The organism is Coleofasciculus sp. G2-EDA-02 (assembly GCF_040226375.1).
Classification (GTDB): Bacteria; Cyanobacteriota; Cyanobacteriia; order Cyanobacteriales; family Coleofasciculaceae; genus Coleofasciculus.
On the sequence record NZ_JAVKEW010000016.1, the window covers coordinates 1 to 23035 of the forward strand.

Below are 23035 nucleotides of genomic sequence, written 5' to 3' on the forward strand. Positions count from 1 at the left end.
GTTATCGGTGAGGAGGGCGGGTTTTGTTGTTCCGTTATCGGTGAATATCTGAATTTAGTCCCTAAACCCGCCCCTACAATTGTCCCTAAACCCGCCCCTACAATTGTCCCTAAACCCGCCCCTACAATTGTCCCTAAACCCGCCCCTACGATTGTGGTTAAACCCGCCCCTACGATTGTGGCTAAACCCGTCCCTAGAATGAATAAGGATATACGATCTACACTGCGTAGTAGTGCTGGCAAAATGTCTACCTGCAAGCCATGAACCGACGTAAAAAACGCTACTCGCTGAGATTTGTTGTTCGCAATCTTCGTCAATCGCTTTCAGTATTCCGCTATAGTGGACGCGCCTTAAAGTTAGTTTGGACAACCAATCACAGATTAACCTTGGTGCTAGCTATTTTAACCATCATAGCTGGATTATTACCCGCCGCGATCGCATACTTGGGTAAGTTGATTGTGGATACCGTGGTATTGGCGTCTGAGTCGGGGTTAGCCGCCCATCGTTGGCTAGCGTTAGGCTATGTCGGATTAGAAGCGATCGCAGTTATGATACTAGCAGGAAGTCAGCGAGGTCAAACAGTTTGCCAGTCGCTATTGCGGGTATTGCTAGGACAACGGGTGAATGTGTTAATTCTAGAAAAAGCCTTAACCCTAGACTTACCCCACTTCGAGGACTCCGAATTTTACGACAAAATGACCCAGGCGCGGCGGGAAGCCTCCAGTCGCCCTCTGGCGCTAGTGACGCGGACCTTTGGACTGGTTCGGGATAGTCTGTCGCTAATCACCTTTGGCGGACTACTGCTGCAATTCTCAACCTGGGCGGTGGCAATATTAGTCATAGCCGCCATTCCTCCCTTTATCGCCGAAACTCGCTTTGCTGGGGTAGCCTTTCGCTTGTTCCGTTGGCGTTCCCCAGAAACCCGACAGCAGCATTATTTGGAAACATTAATTGCTAGAGAAGATTACGCCAAGGAAATTCAGCTATACCAGCTTGGCGCGACTATGCTACAGCGCTACAACGATACATTCGGGCGCCTTTACCGAGAAGATAGAGATTTGACCATTCGACGGGGATTTTGGGGTTATTTGTTAGGATTACTGAGTACGATGACATTTTATGGAGCCTATGCTTGGATTGTCATAGAAACCATCTTTGGTCGGATTTCCTTGGGCGACATGACCATGTATTTAACCGTATTTCGCCAAGGACAATCGACATTTTCCGCCATACTCACCTCGATTGGCGGTATGTATGAAGATAATCTCTATATTTCCAACCTCTACGAATTTCTAGAACAAGAGGTTCCCCAATACCAGGGGACAGCCACTCAGGGGATAAAACCAGGGGATGGGATTCGGTTTGAGAAGGTGTTTTTTACCTATCCTGGAAGTCAAAATCCTGCACTTAAAGGGATTGACTTGCACCTGAAACCGGGAGATAAGTTAGCCCTTGTCGGCGAAAATGGGTCAGGAAAGACAACGTTAATTAAATTATTAACTCGTCTGTATACGCCAGATTCGGGGCGCATTCTCTTAGATGGGTTAGATTTAAAGGAATGGAATATTGATACCCTGCGTCGTCGGATTGGGGTGATTTTCCAGAACTTTGTCCGCTATCAATTTAGCGTCGGGGAGAATGTTGGCGTCGGGGATGTAGACTATTTGCAAGACGAAACCCGCTGGGAAAATGCGGCGGAGAAAGGCATGGCAAAACCGTTTATTGAATTAATGCCAGAAGGATTTAGCACCCAGTTGGGGCGATGGTTTAAAGGGGGACAGGAACTGTCTGGGGGTCAGTGGCAGAAAATAGCCCTGTCTCGTGCTTTTATGCGAACCGGTGCAGATATTTTAGTCTTAGATGAACCCACAGCCGCCATGGATGCAGAAGCGGAGGTGCGAGTCTTTAACCATTTCCGCACGATTACCCAGAATCAAATGGTAGTATTAATTTCCCATCGCTTCTCCACAGTACGGATGGCGGATAAGATTGTGGTGATGGCGGAGGGAAAAATAATTGAACAGGGAACCCATGAGGAATTAGTGGAACTTGGCGGAAGTTATGCGCGGTTATTTGCGCTACAGGCGGCGGGATATCAATAAGTTTGTCATTAGAAAATCTAACCCCGTTATAACCTAGTCCGCGCAGGCGGACTTTGTTTGTGTAGCAGCGATTTTAATCGCCTCCTCAAAAGGCTTATAGTATGGGTAGACAAGACAATAAGAGAAGACAATATGAAAAAATATGTTTGCACCCTTTGCAACTACGAATATGATCCCGAAAAAGGTGATCCCGATGGCGGTATCAAACCGGGAACCGCTTTTGAGGATATCCCTGATGACTGGGTATGTCCCCTCTGTGGGGCGGCTAAATCAGATTTTGAACCCTTAGAATAATCATAACCCTGAGTAATGCAAGCACTTTGTCTCTTAAAATTGTTGTTATCGGTGGTGGTGCGGCTGGTTTTTTCGGCGCGATCGCATCTGCATCCACCCATCCTCACACCCAAGTCATCCTGCTGGAAGCCTCGAAAACGCCTTTAACTAAGGTGCGGATTTCTGGTGGGGGGCGCTGTAATGTCACTCATGCTTGTTTTGACCCCGCCCTTTTGGTACAAGCCTATCCCAGAGGGGGGAAAGCCTTGCGTGGAGCGTTTACTCGGTTTCAACCCAAAGATACGATCGCCTGGTTTGAAGCCCAGGGGGTACACCTGAAAACAGAAGCGGATGGGCGGATGTTCCCGGTTACGGATACATCCCAAACCATTGTTGATTGTCTATTCCATGCTGCTACAAGCGCAGGCGTTCAAATTCGCACCGCCACTCCAGTTAAATCCATTCGCTTTACCTCTGGGTTTCAAATCCAGTTAAAGACAGGGGAAATAATCGAGTGCGATCGCGTGCTTTTAGCAACCGGGAGTAACCCCCTTGGTTATCGCGTTGCTCAGGATTTGGGTCATACTATTCAACCCCCTGTCCCTTCTTTATTTACGTTTACAATATCAGACCCACGCTTACAGGATTTAGCTGGAATTAGTGTCAATGATGTTCGTTTAAAATTACCAGAAGCAGGGAAAACTGTCAAGGAACAAACGGGAGCATTACTGATTACCCATTGGGGATTAAGTGGTCCATCCGTCCTGAAACTGTCGGCTTGGGCGGCTAGATTTATCCATGATTGTCACGACAAAACTCCCTTAATCATTAATTGGCTTCCTCAATACAACCAAGACTATCTCCGCCAGGTTTTACTAGCCGTTAAATCTCAACTTCCTCAACGTTATATCGGGACGAGTTGTCCGATTCCGATTCCGAAACGGCTATGGCAGAGTTTAATTGGTTACGTTGGTATTGACCAAAACAAACCCTGGGCAGAAGTCTCTAAAAAATCACTGAATCAACTGATACAAGAAGTAAATCAAGGACGTTACGTGATTCAAGGAAAGGGTGTTTTTAAGGAGGAATTTGTTACCTGCGGGGGAATAGTTTTAAAAGAGGTGAATTTTAAAACTATGGAAAGTCGCTGCTGTCCAGGGCTTTACTTGGCTGGCGAAATTCTTGATATTGATGGGATTACGGGCGGATTTAACTTTCAGAATGCTTGGACAACGGCTTGGTTGGCGGGTCAAGCAATGGGGAAAATGTAGGGGCGGGTTTAGGGACTAAAGTTCGTTGGTTATTGATAACTGAACAACGAAACCCGCCCGGTTCTATCTAGGGGTAAAATGATTCATTATGTAATCTAACCCATCAGCATCGGAATTGTATTTTTTTAACGCAGAGGAGCGCAGAGGGTTACGCAGAGGGACGCAGAGGGGGTAAATGATTTGAGGGACAATTTTATCGGGTTTATAAGAAAATAAAATAATAGTAATTTCCGATTTTTTTGTAGAAAAATGCTATAATATATAATCTATGTCTTCAAACTTGTGAGGATAGAAGTATGTATAAAATCCTAATAGTTTCTGCCCTAACTTTGGTGACATTTGCCGGAAATGCCGTCAATGCCATAGCCCAGACATCGCCGCGATCGCCTGCATCTTCTCCAGACGTAGATCCCGGATATTATATTGACCTGAATCGGGCGAAAAATCTAGCCCGACAAGCGGCTGAACGTATTAATGGTGGATTGGGGCGATATCGGGCTGAAGCGGCGATGCATGGTCCGGTACAAGATGCACCTTATATAGAAAATAACAATGGTACAGTAACGTTTACCTTTAAAGGACGCCCTCCCGGTGCGACAAGGTACACTGTAGAAACTAGCGTAACTGTTAATCAAAACAATGGAACGGTAACCGTTAACTATAATAGACCGATTGGAAATTAATTAAGAATGAAATTTAGTGAACTGGTACAAAAACTTAATCTAGCCACCGATCGCACGAGTCTATCGGTTAATCCTAATTGTAATCCAGAGATTCAGGGGATTGCCCCTATTGATCAAGTTACTAAGGGTGCGATCAGCTATATTGAGGGAGCGAAGTTTGCCGCAAGGGTGAAAACCATCGAGGCGAGTGCTTTAATTTTACCCCCAGATGAAGAGTTACAACGACAAGCCACAGAACGCGGTATCGCTTGGATGGGGGTATCTGAACCTAGACTATTCTTTGCCCGTGCGATCGCGCTTTTCTATCAACCCTGGAAACCTACACCGGAAATTAACCCTAGCGCTGTGATTCACCCAGAGGCGCAGGTAGGGGATGGGGTTTATATTGGGGCGCATGTGGTGATTCAGGCGGGGGTGAAGATTGGTGATCGGGTTTGTATTCATCCGAATGTGGTGATTTATCCCAATGTGCAAATCGGCGATCGCACTATCTTACATGCTAACTGTACTATTCATGAACGCAGCCAAATTGGGGCGGATTGTGTAATACATAGCGGTGCGGTAATTGGTGCGGAAGGGTTTGGTTTTGTCCCCACGAAAGACGGGTGGTTCAAAATGGAACAATCAGGATATACCGTTTTAGAAGATGGGGTGGAAGTGGGATGTAATACGGCGATTGACCGTCCGGCAGTAGGAGAAACTCGGATTGGTCATCATACTAAAATTGATAACTTAGTCCAAATTGGTCATGGGTGTCAAGTCGGGGGTGCTTGTGCGATCGCGGCGCAAGCTGGCTTGGCTGGGGGTGTGAATGTGGGGAATCGGGTGATCCTCGCCGGTCAAGTTGGGATTGCTAATCAAGCCAAAATTGGTGACGGCGCGATCGTAACCGCGAAAACGGGCGTTCATAATAATGTAGAAGCCGGGGCGATTGTCTCTGGTACTCCCGCCGTTCCCCATAAATTATATTTGAAAGTATCCGCGATTTATCATCGGTTACCAGAAATGTATCATACGTTTAAACAATTACAGAAACATAAGGAAAAGTAGGAAGGTATGAAGACCTAGTTTCACTGTCCTGACTGAATTATAGGTAATTTAACGCTGGGGTGGGTTGGGTTGAGCCGTTATCCATTACCAACACACAGACTGTCTAAACCCACACCCACCCTAAGAATACCTGATTTTATGCTGACGACTGCACAACCTTGGGTGATAAGGCTAAAGATTCCCCAAAGGAAAACTTAAGCCCAGACGAGAGCGATTTTTGCTTCACGGGTAACTCAATTATAAACTCTGTCCCTTGACCCGGTTGGGATATACAGGTTAATTTACCCCCATGTTTATCCACTACAATTGAATGGGAAATCGATAACCCTAAACCCGTCCCTGTGCCAATGGGTTTGGTGGTAAAGAAGGGATTAAATATTTGATTTTGAATCGCTTCGGGGATACCCGGACCATTATCCTGAATCCGGATAATCACCCGTTCAATTGATTGAGGTTGCTGGGATTTGTTTTCTGGTGACTCCTCTAATGGTAAAACAGGAAACTGAGAACTCATTTGGGTCCAAATCGTAATTCTTCCGGGTTCAGTTTGGGAGTTTAACGCATCAATAGCATTTCCCAGAATATTCAAAAACACCTGATTAAGCTGACTGGCGTAACATTCCACTGATGGTAAGTTACTATAGTGTTTATGAACTTGAATTTCTGGACGATTAAGTGTTGATTTGAGTCGATGCTGTAAAATGAGTAACGTGCTTTCAATGCCGTCATGGATATCCACAGACTTAATCTCCGCCTCATCCAAACGGGAGAAATTCCGCAGGGATAGCACAATTTGGCGGATGCGATTGGCACCCTCTTGCATGGAGTTCAAGAGTTTGGGAAAATCTGCCCTAACAAAGTCTAAATCAATCGCCTCAATCTCTGCTTGAATCTCGGCAACCGGTTCGGGATAATTCTTAGCATAGAGTTGTAATAAATGCAACAACTCAGTCCCATATTGACGAGTATAGGTAATATTCCCAGCAATAAAACTAATCGGGTTATTGATTTCATGGGAAATTCCCGCAACCATTTGACCCAAACTGACCATTTTTTCCTGTTGAATGAGTTGGGTTTGAGTCTGCTTGAGTTGATGTAAGGTTTGCTGGAGATCGTGGTTTTTGACTCGTAACTGATGTTCAGATTTCCGCAAGGCTTCCTCAGCTTGTTTGCGATCGCTAATATCTCGGATAATCGTGGAAAACACCTCCACCTCTCCGGTTGCGCCTTGGTGCGCCATCACCACCTGAGACACGGGAATTTCCCAACCCTGTTGATGCAGGAGTGAGGTTTCACCCTGCCATACTTTGTCTTGAATCACGGTGGGTAAGGCTTCGGCGAACAACCGTTGGTTCACCGACTGGGGATGGAAATCCCACATCCGCAAATGGCTGATCTCCTGTTCTGGATCAAGTCCCACCAATTGCCGCCCTGCCTTATTAATATAGAGGAGCGTCCCATCCGGTTCACACATACTGACAAAATCGGTGGTACTTTCCAGGATCGCGGTTAATCGCGCCGTTTTTTGTTCTGCTTGCTTGCGCTGGGTGATGTTGGTACTGGTACTCACCACCCGATAAATCTGTCCAAGTCGATCGCGCAGGGGGGTTAGTGTGGTAATCCACCAACTGTCTTGTCCCTGTACGCCAAAACATTCTTCATAAGAGATTGATGTTCCCGTCTGAACACAGGTGTTGTAGCGTTCGCTTATCGTTACTGCCAGCTCCGGTGGTAAGATGGCATCCAGGGGTTGATCGCGTAATTGTTCGGCAGGGATACCGATTAAGTGTTCGTAAGCCGGATTCACATCCACATAACGGAATTCCCAAGAGGGATTGGGTTGACTCTGGCGTTGATGAACATCGACGACACTGATTGAGTTTTCTACACCATTGAGGATACTGCGTAAAAATTGTTCTCTTTCTTGTAAGGCTTCCTCGGCTTGTTTGCGATCGCTAATGTCGGTAATCATTCTCAGCACCCCGACAAAGCTACCCTGATCATTAAATAGTGGCGTCGCGGAAATAATCGCCCACAGATCTGATCCATCTTGGCGGCGAAACTTGAAATCGTAGCGTTCCTGTATTCCTTGACGGCGACGTTCTAAGTAAGTTTGGATCAGCGCCTGGGATTCGGTGTCAATAAAATCAAACAGCGATCGCCCCAGCATTTGTTCAATGGGATAACCCAGCATTTGCCCCATGCGACTATTAGCAAAGGTAATTTGGTTATTCGCATCAAACACCCAAACCCCCTCAGATGCGGTTTCCACGATACAGCGATAATGACGTTCCGATTCTCGCAGTGCGGCTTCGGCTTGCTTGCGTTCAGTGATATCTTCAACAATCCCCAATAGATACTGTGGCGTACCTTTTTCGTCCAGCAACGGGACTTTTTTGGTATTGACGATGCGTTCTCCCCGATGGGGCGTGTTTAGGGGAGCTTCGGGAATATCAACTAATTTACCATCGGTGAGAATTTGTCGGTCTTTCGCCCGTAAGAGTCGGGCTTGTTCGTAAGGTAAAAAATCATAGTCATTCTTACCCAAGACTTGTGCTTTCGAGTAACCCAACAGTTCTTCGCTGGTTTTGTTCCAGTACATCACCTGCAAATCTTTGGCATCTTTGATAAAGACACCGACAGGGAGATTCTCCACCACGGAGTTGAGGAAGGCTTGTGTCTCCCGCAATTGGATTTCAGTTTGTTTGCGCTCAGTAATATCGAGGATCACACCATCGAGCCATTGGACAACACCGTTCTCATCCAGAATCCCTTGACCCTGATCATACACCCAAGTGATTTTGCCATCAGCACGGACGATCCGGTACTCAATCGTATAGGGGTGTTGGCTGTCAATACTTTGCCACACGCTCTCCTCAACTCGGCGGCGATCTTGAGGATGGATAATACTGTGATAAGAGCGTACTCGATTGTGAATAAACTCAGACGCTTCATAGCCAGAAATAGGCTGAATCGCTGAACTTAGAAACGTCATCGTCCCAACCGAGTCCCAGGTACAACGGTAAACAGCGCCCGGAATATTGGCAACTAACGTCTGAAATCGGGCTTCGCTCTGTTGCAGCGATTCGGGTGTCTGTTGGTCTTTGGTGGAGTTTGGGGTAGATTCAAGGGAATTGGGTAGAATAGCCATGATTTTCTCCACACTCAGATGCGTGGCTCAACTATTGCGAGGGTTTTGAGGGAGTGGACGGTTGAATGCTTAAAATTTTATTAAATTTTATCGTCTTGACCATAAATAAGACTAATAAATTTCCCAGTATGAGATTATCCCTGGTCATGTAACTAATTGTAAAGCCCTTGGCTCAAATTACTTGCCTGTAACCCAGCGCACCCAAGCCTGTCAGTAGTAGGAGCGGTCAATTCTGAGAGGCTGATCCGAGGAGCAGTTGACCGTTGGCAACGAACTAGCTCTCTATGATAAGGCAAGTGATGGGCTCGAAACAGATGTGCTGATTTTTCTCTCAATAAAACTATTCCGTGGAAGGTAGAGACTTAAATGGCACCTCTGGGAGCATTGGTAGCTTGGATTACAGTTTTGAGTTTTTCCCTAGGGGCAGGTTTTACTATTATCCTTATTTTTCTCGCCCTGATATTACTAAACCTACCCCAAGAAATAGCCTAAATTATGCTAGAATTTTGTTAAAATTGATACCAAAAAGGATTTAGTGTAAATTAGATTGAATAAAATATAGTATCAAGTTATAATTTTCAGTTAATTACGCTACAAAATAACAATTTTTGCAAAATAATACTCCTTTATATAGAGAAAGACAACTTGCCACACTCGGACTGTTTGATTGATGGATAAGCCAAATATTTAACGAAACCAATAGCGCTCTACAAACTCCGAAATCCTCTGTGCTTAGATAGTTAAGGAGTGGCAAGCTGCCCTGGTAATGGGATCGCTATTTTGTCACTGTTTAGTAACGTCTGAGTAAGCTTTGCATAACACTGATGCAAATCGCAAATAGCTTCAGTTGGTGTTCCGTCGCCAAAACCAATCAGTCGAGATAGAAAGGGTTAAATCCTCCTCTTAGACATCAAAATTGGGCATTTTTTAGCAAAAACAACCATTTTGACCCAGGATTGACATAAATCTGGATCAATTACAGCAAGCCAAGTTTGACCTTGATGTAGTTAGACAGCGTTCGCTTATCTTTGTCTGCTTCCTGTTTAAGCTGCTGCTTTTGCTCGATAGTCACTTTGATCGTAATCGTAGTTCGTTTCATTTACGTCTAGCCATCTCACCTTCTCTACAGTAATACTTTAGTATAAAAAAGTAGTAAAAAGTGTTACCTAATAAAACAAATATTAAGAAAATAATAATTGCTCAGGTTGAACAAATATCCTGAAGGTAACATGTAACGATTTGATCATAAAGATTGTTGATAAGCATAAACAAAATGCCATGAATCGAACAGTGATTTGAGGTAACAGTCTATAGCTAGTCATCGGTGGCAGTCGTCTATTTTAGAACTTGCCGTCACTCAATCCCTATCAAATTAATAAGCCATCTAAATGTTCCCCTAGAACCCAGCATTTTACCTATTAAAGATTAAATTTTGCAGTAGTCTGATAATGTTATGGCTTATAAACTTTCACAAAGTTGTACTGGGTGTGATACCTGTCGCTCCCAATGTCCAACGGGTGCAATCAAAATCAAGGATAACCAGACGTGGATTGATCCAAATTTGTGCAACAACTGTGAAGGGTATTATCCCGAACCTCAATGTGTGATTCACTGTCCGATTAGTTCTCCAGTTCCCTGTCAAGGAAAAAAGGGACGATACAAGCTCAATGAAAGGACTCCCACCAGTCCCGACTTATTTGCCAATGACAAAACCAATCCATTTGCCTCTTCCATCGTCATCTGGGAAGCGTGCAACCTATTAGCACAGGGACTCTCCCTTCCTTGGCACACTGATGCTTCCGGAAAACTCTGTTATCAGCGACAGGTTAGTCAAGGTAAATGTAAAGTAGACTTCTGCCTAACCGGTACATTCGATACAGACTCGACTGAGGCTTTATCCGCTGACGAAGCACAGGCGACTCTTGAGGCGATGGATATCAAAGCCACCTGTCTCCATCTTATTTATGCTGCATACGCGACAGCATTAGAAAAACCTTGGCAAGAAGAGTTTACCCTCAACGATGTGCAAATTGAGAACTATTTGGGACTCCAGAAACGCACAGATTTGAGTAAAGCGGCTAAATTAAGCCTGATTAAACAGCTTGCCCAGCAGCCCTGCAAAATTACCATCGGTGCTCATTGGTCAAAGCAAGGCAAAGTTCCAGAATTTAGCATTCCCCAAAGCCGTTTGTGGCATCTACAGCCAATTGAACATCATTTTCAGGAAGACGAACAAGGATATAAACATTTAGTTGGCTTAACCTTTCGGGTTAGGGCTGGGATTTGGGCAAAGTATTTCTTAAATCGGCAAGGCTGTCAAAACCGAACCGCTTTCTATCAATATGGCAATCTGCCTCAAAGTTTACTCAGCGCCGTGATGAGTAATTGGCAACATCATGAAGGGGCGACGCGGATGATGTTGTGGCTGCTGTTTAAAACCAGAATCGGCAAGCGACAGCGGATTACCGTACCCACATTAATGCGAGTAGCTTATGGTGAGGACAAACTCCTGCGGGCGTCTTCCCAACGAGATGAACGGAAACGTCTAGTGCGGACATTTGAAACTGATTTAGAGGTTCTCAGTCATTATGGACTTAAACCTGTGTTTGATCCGGTGACGTATTTACCAGAGATTCAACCCATGTGGGCGAAATTAGGAGATCTCCCCGACGATGCTGATGCAGCGCTAGAGTTTTGGATTCAAGACGGAAATAGTAAGAGGCGGTTAACCGATGCAGCGCCCCGTGGCAAGTGGAATCTGTTAATGAAAGCCCGGATTTTATGGTTTGAACTGAAGGCAGAATGGGAACATGCGCTGACTACCGTTGAGCCGAACAAGGTACGATTGACAAAACGCAAAACTAAATCCCATTCATCGCCTGTACTTTCGGGCGCAGATATTATCGCGGCCAGAAAACACAACCAACTCAGTCAACGAGACTTGGCGCAATTGACGGGTAAAAGCCAAAGCTGGATTCGGGATATTGAAAAGGGACGTTTTCAGATTAAATTAGAAGACCAACGGCTATTGCAGAAAGTGCTGGGTTTGGCGGAGTTGAATTCTGGATAATAGTTCAGGGATAGCACAGTTGTAGAGACGTTGCATGCAACGTCTCTATAATGATGGGTTCTTATTTATAGTGGTAGGTGGGCATTGCCCACCCTACATATAAGCTTAATTATTAAGTAGGAATTGAATCCACGCGATCGCATCCGGTTGTTTCCCGATTTCTAGTATCATTATCCTATCCCTTTCATTGTATTTAATTAGGTTCGTAGTCAGGGCTTTAGCCCTCTCCAGCTATGCGTTAAAGCACGCTTTGTGCTTACTACAAACAAAGCCCTATTTTAGTTGAGTCACGCCGCCATCGTGCGTTAGCGGAGCGTAACGCACCATTGCTATGACTGACCAGATAGCGAAATCAAAGGTCAAGTCAGGGCGGGTTTAGTCACATCTGGGTGCAACTAAAAAGATAATAGTGAAACCCGCCCCTACATACGCGCCAGGTTCTTTTACTCAGAACGCCGATCAATCAGAACTTCACCCCCATCGCGGTTTAACTTCAATTGAATTACCCCCTGAAACTCAGAATTAATCACCCAGTAACTAACCGTTCCCAGAACCACAGGCGTCAGCAGAATATGCAAGGCAAAAATGATTTTAGCAGCACTCAAGTTCCGTTGTTTGGTCATTTCGATTAACCTTTGAACTCAACTGCTTCTTACTATCGCCGTTGCAGTTAAGAGATTACGCTGAAACTTAGGCTAACATGGCTAACATAGCCTAACATTCGTCTCATGCAACCGCTACCCCAGGACTTTTTGACCAAAATTGCTCGCCTCCATGAGCTTTCCCCGGAACAGGAAGAGGCGTTTGTGGCACGTTTCAGTCGTCAGGGGGATGTAGACGCGATCGCGGAATCTCTTCATATCTCTCCCGGTACCTTTCGCACTCGCATGAGTGGTGTCTATAAAAGGTTCAGCATTGGCGGTAAGGGTCCAAATAAGGTTCCGAAACTGAATCATTTGCTCATCCAGAAGTATCAAGCCTCTCATCCAAATTCAACTCCTCAGACTCCTACTCATGAGGTAGAGATTGATACCCTGGTGCAAGAAATACGCCAGAAAATACAACCCAGCATCCAAAAGGATTGCGGCACAATGAAAGTGCTGGACATGACTCAACCTATCGATTTGAAGGATATTTATACCAAGGTCAATATTCTAGAAAAAGTCATTGGGCGTAGGCGGTTAGCAATTAATGAATTGATACAAGGTTGCAATCTAGATGCCGAAAGCTTTGACCGCCTAGGATTTGGAAAAGTAAAAGAGGAACGAATACCGGGATTAGAAGCCGTCCAAAAATATGACAAATTGATGGTGTTAGGTAAACCGGGTGCGGGTAAAACGACGTTCCTCAAATATTTAGCGATTCAATGTGCTAAATCTAAGCTTTTGACGGATAAAATTCCTATTTTTATTACGCTCAAGCAATTTGCCGAAACGCAAAATCAGCCAAATCTGACAACCTATATTAATCAAATATTCGATAACTGCAATATTACAGAAACCCAAGTCTCTGCAATTCTTCAACACGGAAGAGGGTTAATTCTGCTAGATGGCTTAGATGAGGTTAAGGAAGAAGATGCTGATCGCGTCTTAACTCAGATTCAAGCCTTTACCGATGATTCAGTATCGCAATATTGGTCATAACTGGCAATTCAGCGATTCACAAAAGCAACTATTAAAGCAGTATTACGACGCCAATAAACTGCTAGTCGATTGCCTCAACAGCGACTGTTATGTCAGCCAGGAAGTCCGACAGGAAATAGAAGACACCTTACTATTACCCATCGCTGAAATTGAAAAACGAAAATCCCACGCTAACTGAACTCAACCTCATCACCCATTCCCTAATCAAAACTCAATCCTATTCGCAGAACTCTCTAATTTCATTTGAATAGCACTGATTGAAAGTACGCCCCGACACCCGCCCGGAGTTCAAACTCCGGGCTAAAAGCTCAAGTCCACTAAAGTGGACTAAAACTTTTAATCCGAATGGTATAGCAGTAGACACATCGATTAGGACTTTCCTTTCCTGTTGTAGAGACGTTGCATGCAACGTCTCTACCAAATGATGCGTTCTAACCGTTATGGCGATTGCTATACTAACTTAAAGATGATAGACGGTGTTTAGCCTATTGTATAGCAAGAGTTCCGGCGATTCTAAAAGGCTTAAGTTAGTGCCATTATTCTTAGTCCAGTCAGCTTTAGCTGACTTTCGCTTGGGTTCCTTGGGTTTAAACCCAAGGCGGTTGATGAGACTTACCCCCAAACCCCTCTGCGAACCTCTGCGCTTTCCCTCTGCGCCCCTCTGCGTTTCCCTCCCAAATACCCGCAAGTAACCCCAATCAATCAACCAATCGCACATCCACCTGCTTCCCAGTTGTCAATCCGTACTCATAACGACTATGATTTAGCCGTGAGCGAAAACGCCAACGATACGTTAAATCAGATACAGCACCGAGAGAAATTCTATGGTAAGGGTTCACTGCCAACAATAAAGAGGAAGAGAAGACAGTACCCTTTACCTATACAACAGGCAGTACAGAACAACCCCACTTGAAAAATTCTAACCTGAACTGCCAAAATGCCAGCAAACGCTTAGAGAGGAGACAACTAGAATGCTAGAAGCCTATCACCAACACGCTGCTGAACGCGCCGAACTCGGCATTCCCCCCCTACCCCTAGACGCCAAGCAAACCACTGAACTGTGCGAACTGCTGAAAAACCCGCCACCGGGGGAAAAAGAAACCCTGATGCACCTAATTCGCGATCGCGTTCCTCCGGGTGTTGACGAAGCCGCCTATATCAAAGCAGGCTTCCTCACCGCCATTGCTAAAGGCGAAATCACCAGCCCCCTAATCAGTCACCAAGGCGCCGTAGACCTTTTGGGGACAATGGTAGGCGGTTACAACGTCCAATCCCTAGTCGATTTACTCAAATCCCCTGACAACCCCTTAGCATCAGAAGCCGCCGTCGAACTGAGTAAAATCACCTTGGTGTATGATACCTTCAACGATGTCCTCGCCCTCTCAGATGTCAATCCCTACGCCAAACAGGTCATTGATGCTTGGGCAGAAGCCGATTGGTTTATCCGCCGTGCCAAACTCCCCAAAGCCATCACCGTCACCGTATTCAAAGTACCGGGAGAAACCAACACCGATGACCTCTCCCCCGCCACCCACGCCACCACCCGCCCGGATATCCCCCTACACGCCTTAGCGATGCTAGAATCCCGGATGCCGGATGGGTTAGAAACCATTGCCAAGCTGAAAGAAAAAGGCTATCCTGTGGCTTATGTTGGGGATGTTGTCGGTACAGGTTCCTCCCGTAAATCAGCGATTAACTCCGTACTTTGGCATATTGGGGAAGATATTCCCTACGTTCCCAATAAACGCGCAGGCGGGTATATTTTAGGAAGTGCGATCGCGCCCATCTTCTTCAACACTGCCGAAGACTCCGGTGCATTACCCATCGAGTGCGATGTCACCCAGATGGAAACCGGAATGGTAATTACCATCCACCCCTACAAAGGCGAAATCACCAACGAAGCCGGAGAGGTCATTTCCACCTTTAAACTCAAACCCGAAACCATCCTCGATGAAGTCCGCGCCGGTGGGCGTATTCCCTTGTTAATCGGGCGGAGTCTCACCGATAAAACCCGTGAAGCCCTCGGATTAGCCCCCAGCACCCTCTTCACTCGTCCCACAATGCCAGAGGATAGCGATAAAGGCTTTACCTTGGCACAGAAAATGGTGGGCAAAGCCTGCGGATTACCCGGAGTGCGCCCTGGAACCTCCTGTGAACCCTTAATGACCACCGTTGGTTCCCAAGATACCACCGGTCCAATGACAAGGGACGAACTCAAAGAACTCGCCTGTCTGGGATTCAGCGCCGATTTAGTCATGCAGAGTTTCTGCCATACCGCCGCCTATCCCAAACCCGTAGATATCACCACCCACAAAGAACTCCCCAACTTCTTCTCCACTCGCGGTGGTGTCGCCTTGCGCCCAGGGGATGGGATTATTCACTCCTGGTTAAACCGGATGTTATTACCCGATACCGTAGGCACCGGTGGCGACTCCCACACCCGCTTTCCCTTAGGCATATCCTTCCCCGCCGGTTCTGGGTTAGTCGCATTTGCGGCGGCTTTGGGGGCTATGCCATTAGATATGCCCGAATCTGTTTTAGTCCGGTTTACGGGTGAATTGCAACCGGGAGTCACCCTGCGGGATATTGTCAATGCGATTCCTTATGTAGCGATTCAACAAGGCAAATTAACCGTTGCTAAAGAGAATAAGAAAAACGTCTTCTCTGGACGGATTATGGAGATGGAAGGCTTACCCGATTTAAAAGTTGAACAAGCCTTTGAACTCACTGATGCCACGGCAGAACGGTCTTGTGCTGGCTCAACCATTAAACTGGGTAAAGAAACGATTTCTGAGTATCTGCGTTCCAATATTGCTCTATTGAAAAATATGGCAGCGCGAGGCTATCAAGATGCTCGTACCATTATGCGCCGTGTGGCTAAAATGGAGCAATGGTTGGCAAATCCGGAGTTAATGTCAGCGGATGCCGATGCTGAGTATGCCGATATTATCGAAGTCAATTTGAACGAAATCACAGAACCCATTGTCGCCGCACCCAATGACCCCGATAATGTCAAATTAATGTCCGAATGTGCCGGAGACAAAATTGATGAGGTGTTTATTGGCTCTTGCATGACCAATATCGGACATTATCGCGCGGCTGCCAAAGTCTTAGAAGGTGCAGGAAAGGTAAAAGTGCGCCTATGGATTTGTCCGCCTACCCGGATGGATGAAAAGCAACTGCGGGAAGAAGGGATTTATGATACCTTTGCGGCGGCGGATGCACGGACAGAAATGCCGGGATGTTCTCTATGTATGGGAAATCAGGCGCGAGTTGAAGATGAGGCGACGGTATTTTCAACCTCGACTCGAAATTTCAACAATCGCATGGGCAAAGGTGCGCGAGTGTATTTAGGTTCTGCGGAATTAGCCGCCGTTTGTGCGCTGTTGGGACGGATTCCCACGGTTGAGGAATATACGGCTATTGTGACGGAGAAATTGAATCCTTTTGCTGGTGATTTGTATCGGTATTTGAATTTCGATCAAATTGCTGGGTTTGAGGATGAAGGACGGGTGATTCCGTTGTCAGAAATGCCCAAGATTGAGGATATTTTGGGGATGCCGACAGCGGCGCGATAGGTAAAAAACCTAACCCCCTAACCCCCTTCCCTTGAAGGGAAGGGGGAACAAGCGTTCACAAATTGACAATGGATAATGAACAATGGATAATGACCTCTCCTTAAAAGAAGAGGATTGAAATTAAGGAAAATCTTTTTTAACTTCTTCGTAAACGAAGAGGTCTTAGACCCAATTAATCAATTGTCAATTATCAATTATTAATTATCCATTGATAAAATGGCTCAACTCTTTCCATCTGAAGCAAATATCTCAAAATTAAAAGTAAAACCAACTAAAGGTGAACGATGTTTACTAGATTGTTTGAAGGAAACGTTAGATAAAGATGATGATTTGAAATATACTATCAAGCTTTTTTAAATGGAGATCAGCCAGACATCATTATTATGCGAAAGGGATCGGGTGTTTTGATCATGATCGCATTACATTACTAATATGACTCAAAAACCCTTAACCTAGATGAAAGCAGATGTCTTACAGCAATTAAAGTAGAGTGGGCAAATGCCCACCTTACTGTTCCAGTATTGAAGATGGAGCTAATGCAATGCTATTGGAATTAAAGCGATTTAATATACCACCCGGTCATAAAGTCTTTCTAGAGGATGTAAGCTGGCAAGAATTTGAAACTATTTTAGAAGAGTTAGGAGAACATCGGGCGTCAAGAGTCGCCTATGAGAACGGACTATTAGAAATTATGACGCCCTTACCAGAGCATGAAACCAGGAAGCTCTTTATCACTAACTTTATTGAAATTCTCCTGGAAGAACTAGATATTGATTTTTATCCCCTTGGTTCTACTACCTTTAAAAATGAGGATATGCTGAAAGGCATAGAACCCGATAACTGCTTTTATATTCAAAATGAAGCCGCAGTAAGAGGAAAAGAACGATTAGACTTATCCGTTGATCCCCCTCCAGACTTAGCCTTAGAGATAGATGTAACGTCTCGCACTCATCCGAGTATTTATGAAGCATTAGGAGTGCCTGAGCTTTGGCGATTTGAGAAGGGAAAGTTACAGATTAATGTATTACAGGATGGGCAGTATATCGAGTCAGGGTTTAGTCCGATTTTTCCTAACCTACCACTTGTTGAGGTAATTCCTCAATATTTGAGCCAGGTAAAGACTGAGGGTAGGAATAAGACGATGAGAGCTTTTCGAGCTTGGGTACGGGAACAAATTACAGGAGCATAACATTTCAGTTGGTTGTTAAGGTAGGGAAAGATGAAGTCAAGGAGGAAAGTATGTCTGAGCAAGACTTAAGTAATGTAGCCAACACACCAAGTACCGAAGGCAGTTCCCAAGAAGACAACTCTGCTGTAAGCGACAATCACGTTTTAGCCAAGTTAATTCTAGAAATTCAGCAAACGCCAGAAGACTATTTATCGAATTTACTGCAAATCGTGCGCTTATTCCGTGAAAGCGTCACCATGAAGCCAGTGCGATCGCAGGTTTCGGAACAGGCAATGGACGAAATAAAAAATCCTGATCCTGTAAAGAAATCCGTGCGACAGATTGCGCTGAGTGAACTGCTTAGGCAATGGCGAGAAGAGGGAGATGAGCAGGAGCAAACAGAAACGGCTGAAATTCTCCGTAAGGCATTAGGAGAAGATCCGGTATCTATCTAAACCATTCTATGAGCAGAATAGTATTGCTAGAGTCTGGTCCTTTAGGAATGGTGACAACTCCTAAAGCTAAATCTCCTATATATCAAGAATGTAAACGTTGGTTTGATTCTTTGGAACCAAAGGGTTACACAGTAATATTGCCAGAAATTGCAGACTACGAAGTTCGGCGTGAATTGCTTCGCGCAGGTAAGGTGGCAGGTATCAGGCGACTAGATGAACTAAAAGCTGTACTTACCTACCATCCCATTACTAAAGCAGTAATGCTCAAAGCGGCTGAACTTTGGGCAGAAGCACGAAGGAGAGGAAAACCAACGGCAGATTCCAAAGCACTCGATGGGGATGTGATTTTGGCGGCTCAGGCTATATTGGTGGAATAGGAGGGAAATGAAGTTATAATGGCTACAACTGTATTGTGTTCGCTCTCAGCCGTTTGAGAAATATCTGAATCAAACCTAAACCGCACCTTCACCTCCAAAAGCGCGATCGCACAGTGATTTCAAGGATAAAAACTAATGCCTGTAAATTGGAAAGAATATATCATCAGCACTCCAGAAGTGCTACGAGGTAAACCCAGAATTAAAGGTACTCGGATTCCAGTCAGCCTTATCTTAGGCTACTTGGCAACAGGTAATACTTATGCTCAGATAATTCAAGAGTTTCCTGACTTATCAAAAGAGCAAATAATGGCTTGTCTCGATTATGCCCGCGATTTGTCAGAATTTGAGATAGTTGCTTAATGGGTTTAAAGTTTTTCGTCGATCAATGTGTTCCCTCCTCCATCAGCCAAATTCTGCATGATGCTGACCATGAAGTTTTACTATTAAGGGATTACATCGCTATTGATTCCCCTGATAATGTCGTTATTGCTAAAGCCCAGCAACTTGATGCAATCCTTGTCTCTCTTAATGGAGATTTTGCTGATATTGTTTCCTATCCACCTGGCAACTATCGGGGAATAATTTCGCTTCAGCTCAGAAATCACCCAGAGATTATTCCCCAGTTAATGCAAAGGCTGATAGACTATTTATCAACTCATAACAGCATGGAGCATTATCAGGGTAAGCTACTGGTCGTAGAAGTTTATCGAATTCGGATTCGAGAGTAAAAGCTTAACGCGATCGCTGATTAAAACTTACATTATCTGTGCCTTTCACCCCCCATTTTTAAGGGCGCATCGCTATGCGCCCCTACGATGGTGTCTGTGCAAGAAAATTAACTAGCGATCGCACTCTCCCATCAGCAAGCGCGATCGCCTCCCCTCATCCTCCAATAACCGCTTTTTGCGCCGTTGCTATAGACACAGATACCGTTTCCTCATCCGGTTGCGGGTCAAATACCACGACAAACGACCCATGGGGTATAAGCTGACGCAGACACCCCAAGTGACCGTCAGCATCAGACCGACTGCGAAACCGACCCACGATCGTTCGTTGCATATTGGGTAGGAGTTGAGCGATCGCCCAGGGAGTTAGTCGCTCTCGGTAAGTGATTTGATTGAAATTGTATGGCATGATTAGATTATCCGTAAGGAACAAAGGAAAGGGCGTTAGTCAGTCTCTTGGCGGGGATATACTAACGCTTTTTCTTTTCTGATTAAAGAGCAATACACAACATTTGTCAATTGTCAATACTTGACGCTAAGTTTTAACGCTACTTTAGTGGGAACATTTAGTCAAAGAGTCGATGCTAGAAGAAACACAGCCTTGATGTTTAGGAAGTGCGATCGCACCTTACCCTCCCAAACTCTAGGATTGAGACAGGGCGCGTAGGATGGAGTGTTCCCTACCCTAGTGGTAGAAGCAAGATAAAATATCTACAAAGCCGCAACCCGCTACTATATGGTGCATCCCCTTCTCGACCAACGCGATATTTTGCAAGTCCTGTTCCATCCCAAACCGGATACAACGGGTAAGCCGCGATCGCCAAATATCCATCTCATTGACGTTGAAGTCGAACCGAGACTCTTTCTCAGAGGAAGATTGTACCCAGCCGCCAGCAATTCGCCGGCTATTCTATTTTTCCATGGCAACGGTGAGATTGCAGCTGAATACGATAGCATTGCCAAAATTTTCACTGTCTTGGGCATTACCATGATGGTGATTGACTATCGGGGCTATGGTAAAAGTGATGGGACATCCACCGCCTCTAATCTCCTGGCTGATGCCCTGAAAGTATTCGCTGCTTTTGGTAAAATCTTAACGGCGCATCAACTGTTTCCCCAACGACTTTACGTGATGGGGCGCAGCCTGGGTACTGTCCCCGCCATTGCTGTTGCCGATCGCGCTCAAGATAAATTAGCCGGAGTGATTATTGATAGTGGCTTTGCCGATACCTTCGCCCTGCTCAAACGTCTTAGCTGGCGGGGTAAAGGTAATGAAGATGAGCGTTTGGGATTTGGTAATACCGAAAAAATCAGCCGCATTTCTATACCAACCTTGATTATTCATGGTGAGAAAGATTCATTAATTCCTCCCCAACAAGGAGAAAAACTCTACAACTCTTGTGCCGCCCAAAATAAGCAGTTTATCCGGATTAAAAATGCGGGTCATAACACCTTGATCCGCATGGGGATGTGGCAATACTTTGAAGCAATCCAGAAATTTGTCCTCGGTAAATTAGTTTTAGACGAAGCCTCACTATTGCAGTTACTATTACGTCCCCGCCTGAATAATCAGATTACGCCCCTCGAACTCTACCCAGTAGCTGTCGCTGTTGAGTCTCAGGTCAAAGTTCGAGGAATCCTCTACCCAGCAGCAACTGATGCACCTGTTATTCTCTATTTCCCTAATATTAATGAGTTAGCCGCAGATTGTAATTCTATTGCCAAGTTATATCGGCGGATTGGAGTCACACTGCTGGTTTTTGATTACCGGGGTAATGGTGCCAGCGAGGGTCAAGCAACAGCGAATAATGTGTTAACTGATGCGGTAACTATCTTTAATCAGGTTGGTGATATTTTGCACTCAAAAGGGCTTTGCAAAGAGCGACTCTATGTTCTAGGGCGAAGTTTGGGAAGTGCCGCCGCGATCGAAGTGGCAAGGCAAGCCAACACTCAACTGGCGGGGTTAATTATTGAAAGTGGTTTTGCCCAGCAGTTTCCTCAATTGTCTTATCTGAATACCTCGGCGGGAGAAGCAGAGGTGAATGGCGATGTTTTTGGCAATCTGCGGAAGATGGGAGAAATCACTATCCCAACTCTAATTATTCATGGCAGAAAAGATACAGTAATTCCCGTTGCTGAAGGGCAAGAACTCTACTACTACTGTGCGGCACAAGACAAAAAGCTGGTGCTGATTGAAAATGCGGGTCACAATATCAGAATCTCTCTGGAACACAACCAGTTTTTTCATGCCATTCAGAGATTTGTCGGCAATTCAGAGCAATAATGGGTAGTGTCAAAAAAATAGAGGCACGGCAATTGTCAAAAAAATAGGGGTACGGCATTGCCGTACCCCTACTTGAAACCAGAAGCGCTAACGCACAGGTGGCGGCACCTCTAACCCCACGCGATCGCGTCTAATTCTACCTCTAACCCTAGGCGATTCCTATGTATATTGATCCTATTTCATCACTTATAGTTTTAATCCAAGTATGAACTTTATCAATCCCAAAACCGACTACGCCTTCAAGAAAATATTTGGTTCTGCTGAAAGTAAAGACATTCTGATCAGTTTTCTGAATGCCTTGATTTATGACGGTAACCCTACCATTGAAGACCTAGACATCATCAATCCCAATTTACCGCCAAAAATTGAAGGATTAAAAGACACGTACCTCGATGTTAAAGCAAAACTCAACAACGGCACCTTGGTGATCATCGAAATGCAAGTCCTGAATGTGCAATCCTTTGGCAAGAGAGTCTTATTCAACGCCGCCAAAACCTATGCCTTTCAACTGCAAAAGGGAGAAGGCTACCGAATGCTTAAACCCGTTATCGCTCTAACCCTAACAGATTTTGAGATGTTTCCCCATCGCCATTCGTTTACCTCTCGCTTCGTTTATCGAGAAGTATCCGATGGTTACGTGTATCCCGAAAACGATATTGAACTGGTGTTCATTGAATTGCCAAAGTTTACCAAAGACATCGAACAACTGGAAACCATTACTGATAAATGGATTTACTTTATCAAATCAGCACGCTCTCTTGATCAGGTTCCCACCAATATGGACAACATTCCGGAACTTCACCGAGCCTTTGAAATCGCCAACCAAGCTAACCTCAGCCGTGATGAACTCGAAGATTTTGAGCGTAGAGAAATGTTTATTTATGATCAGCAAGGAGCGGTTGCTCTCGGTCGCGAAGAAGGGATGCAACAAGGGATACAACAAGGTCGAGAACAAGAAAAACGTACAATTGCGGAGAAATTAATCCCTCAAATGGATGATGAAGCAATAGCTGCAACAACAGGATTAAATCTAGAAACTGTGCGAGAGTTGCGCGAGGAAATTCAGTAAATCTTGAGTTTGTATAAACAAAGTGTAAGTTGGAGGGGCGACCCGTTTGCATTAATTAACAACTTTACTCCACATAATTTACTATGGTCGCCCTTTTCTCTTAGGCTAGCAAGAACTGTCAAAAAAATAGAGGTAC

The 23035-nt window shown here is 45.1% G+C and carries 21 protein-coding genes and 1 pseudogene; 17 read left to right on the forward strand and 5 right to left on the reverse strand.

Features of this window, described 5'->3' with window-relative positions:
• Positions 1-317: hypothetical protein (locus RLO19_RS01165; RefSeq protein ID WP_446353085.1), on the reverse strand; the 317-nt coding region annotated here is incomplete at its 3' end.
• On the opposite strand from RLO19_RS01165, the gene RLO19_RS01170 reads away from it, so the two are divergent.
• The 5 genes from RLO19_RS01170 (at position 261) to lpxD (ending at position 5379) form a co-directional block, all read left to right on the forward strand.
• The gene (locus RLO19_RS01170) at positions 261-2102 is read left to right on the forward strand and encodes an ABC transporter ATP-binding protein (protein ID WP_446353087.1); all 1842 of its coding nucleotides are present in this window, start codon (positions 261-263) and stop codon (positions 2100-2102) included. The genes RLO19_RS01165 and RLO19_RS01170 overlap by 57 nt on opposite strands.
• Positions 2103-2234: 132 nt before the next feature.
• A complete protein-coding gene (rd, locus tag RLO19_RS01175; protein ID WP_446353089.1) occupies positions 2235-2396 on the forward strand; it encodes a rubredoxin in 162 nt (53 codons plus the stop codon).
• Between the two features lie 26 nt (positions 2397-2422).
• Complete coding sequence (locus RLO19_RS01180; RefSeq protein ID WP_446353091.1) at positions 2423-3646, forward strand: NAD(P)/FAD-dependent oxidoreductase; 1224 nt, start codon at positions 2423-2425, stop codon at positions 3644-3646.
• Positions 3647-3942: 296 nt separating this feature from the next.
• The gene (locus tag RLO19_RS01185; RefSeq protein ID WP_446353093.1) at positions 3943-4329 is read left to right on the forward strand and encodes a hypothetical protein; all 387 of its coding nucleotides are present in this window, start codon (positions 3943-3945) and stop codon (positions 4327-4329) included.
• A gap of 6 nt (positions 4330-4335) precedes the next feature.
• A complete protein-coding gene (gene lpxD / locus RLO19_RS01190) occupies positions 4336-5379 on the forward strand; it encodes a UDP-3-O-(3-hydroxymyristoyl)glucosamine N-acyltransferase (protein ID WP_446353095.1) in 1044 nt (347 codons plus the stop codon).
• A gap of 136 nt (positions 5380-5515) precedes the next feature.
• Here lpxD and RLO19_RS01195 read toward each other — a convergent pair whose 3' ends face one another.
• Positions 5516-8530: a PAS domain S-box protein gene (locus RLO19_RS01195; RefSeq protein WP_446353097.1), complete on the reverse strand. Its 3015-nt coding sequence runs from the start codon at positions 8528-8530 to the stop codon at positions 5516-5518.
• A gap of 976 nt (positions 8531-9506) precedes the next feature.
• A complete protein-coding gene (locus RLO19_RS01200; RefSeq protein WP_446334798.1) occupies positions 9507-9629 on the reverse strand; it encodes a hypothetical protein in 123 nt (40 codons plus the stop codon).
• A 354-nt stretch (positions 9630-9983) separates the two neighbouring features.
• Here RLO19_RS01200 and RLO19_RS01205 point away from each other — a divergent pair, with 354 nt between their 5' ends.
• The gene (locus tag RLO19_RS01205) at positions 9984-11600 is read left to right on the forward strand and encodes a helix-turn-helix domain-containing protein (protein WP_446353099.1); all 1617 of its coding nucleotides are present in this window, start codon (positions 9984-9986) and stop codon (positions 11598-11600) included.
• A gap of 443 nt (positions 11601-12043) precedes the next feature.
• On the opposite strand, the gene RLO19_RS01210 is transcribed toward RLO19_RS01205, so the two are convergent.
• Positions 12044-12223, reverse strand: coding sequence for a hypothetical protein (locus RLO19_RS01210; protein ID WP_446353100.1), 180 nt, complete (start codon positions 12221-12223; stop codon positions 12044-12046).
• A gap of 105 nt (positions 12224-12328) precedes the next feature.
• On the opposite strand from RLO19_RS01210, the gene RLO19_RS01215 reads away from it, so the two are divergent.
• The 9 genes and pseudogenes from RLO19_RS01215 to RLO19_RS01255 all read left to right on the forward strand — a co-directional run bounded on the left by RLO19_RS01215 (position 12329) and on the right by RLO19_RS01255 (position 19549).
• Positions 12329-13243 (forward strand): NACHT domain-containing protein, encoded by a 915-nt coding sequence (locus RLO19_RS01215; RefSeq protein WP_446353101.1) that lies wholly within the window; start codon positions 12329-12331, stop codon positions 13241-13243.
• A complete protein-coding gene (locus RLO19_RS01220) occupies positions 13215-13421 on the forward strand; it encodes an NACHT C-terminal helical domain 2-containing protein (RefSeq protein WP_446353102.1) in 207 nt (68 codons plus the stop codon). The genes RLO19_RS01215 and RLO19_RS01220 overlap by 29 nt, the downstream gene beginning before the upstream one ends.
• Positions 13422-14214: 793 nt before the next feature.
• A complete protein-coding gene (gene acnB / locus RLO19_RS01225) occupies positions 14215-16821 on the forward strand; it encodes a bifunctional aconitate hydratase 2/2-methylisocitrate dehydratase (protein ID WP_446353103.1) in 2607 nt (868 codons plus the stop codon).
• A 216-nt stretch (positions 16822-17037) separates the two neighbouring features.
• The gene (locus RLO19_RS01230) at positions 17038-17178 is read left to right on the forward strand and encodes a hypothetical protein (RefSeq protein ID WP_446353105.1); all 141 of its coding nucleotides are present in this window, start codon (positions 17038-17040) and stop codon (positions 17176-17178) included.
• A gap of 184 nt (positions 17179-17362) precedes the next feature.
• Positions 17363-18010, forward strand: coding sequence for a Uma2 family endonuclease (locus tag RLO19_RS01235; protein ID WP_446353107.1), 648 nt, complete (start codon positions 17363-17365; stop codon positions 18008-18010).
• Positions 18011-18060: 50 nt separating this feature from the next.
• Positions 18061-18444 (forward strand): hypothetical protein, encoded by a 384-nt coding sequence (locus RLO19_RS01240; protein WP_446353109.1) that lies wholly within the window; start codon positions 18061-18063, stop codon positions 18442-18444.
• An 8-nt stretch (positions 18445-18452) separates the two neighbouring features.
• Positions 18453-18818, forward strand: a pseudogene (locus tag RLO19_RS01245) (type II toxin-antitoxin system VapC family toxin); the annotation flags it as partial.
• A 138-nt stretch (positions 18819-18956) separates the two neighbouring features.
• Entirely contained in the window at positions 18957-19181 is a 225-nt protein-coding gene (locus tag RLO19_RS01250; RefSeq protein ID WP_446348241.1) for a DUF433 domain-containing protein, read from the forward strand.
• The gene (locus RLO19_RS01255; RefSeq protein WP_446353111.1) at positions 19181-19549 is read left to right on the forward strand and encodes a DUF5615 family PIN-like protein; all 369 of its coding nucleotides are present in this window, start codon (positions 19181-19183) and stop codon (positions 19547-19549) included. The genes RLO19_RS01250 and RLO19_RS01255 overlap by 1 nt, the downstream gene beginning before the upstream one ends.
• Before the next feature lie 154 nt (positions 19550-19703).
• Here RLO19_RS01255 and RLO19_RS01260 read toward each other — a convergent pair whose 3' ends face one another.
• Positions 19704-19955 (reverse strand): hypothetical protein, encoded by a 252-nt coding sequence (locus RLO19_RS01260; RefSeq protein WP_446353113.1) that lies wholly within the window; start codon positions 19953-19955, stop codon positions 19704-19706.
• A gap of 327 nt (positions 19956-20282) precedes the next feature.
• Here RLO19_RS01260 and RLO19_RS01265 point away from each other — a divergent pair, with 327 nt between their 5' ends.
• On the forward strand, positions 20283-21830 hold the full coding sequence (locus RLO19_RS01265; protein ID WP_446353114.1) for an alpha/beta hydrolase: 1548 nt from the start codon (positions 20283-20285) through the stop codon (positions 21828-21830).
• Positions 21831-22035: 205 nt separating this feature from the next.
• A complete protein-coding gene (locus RLO19_RS01270) occupies positions 22036-22899 on the forward strand; it encodes an Rpn family recombination-promoting nuclease/putative transposase (RefSeq protein WP_446353116.1) in 864 nt (287 codons plus the stop codon).
• The last annotated feature ends 136 nt before the right edge of the window (positions 22900-23035 follow it).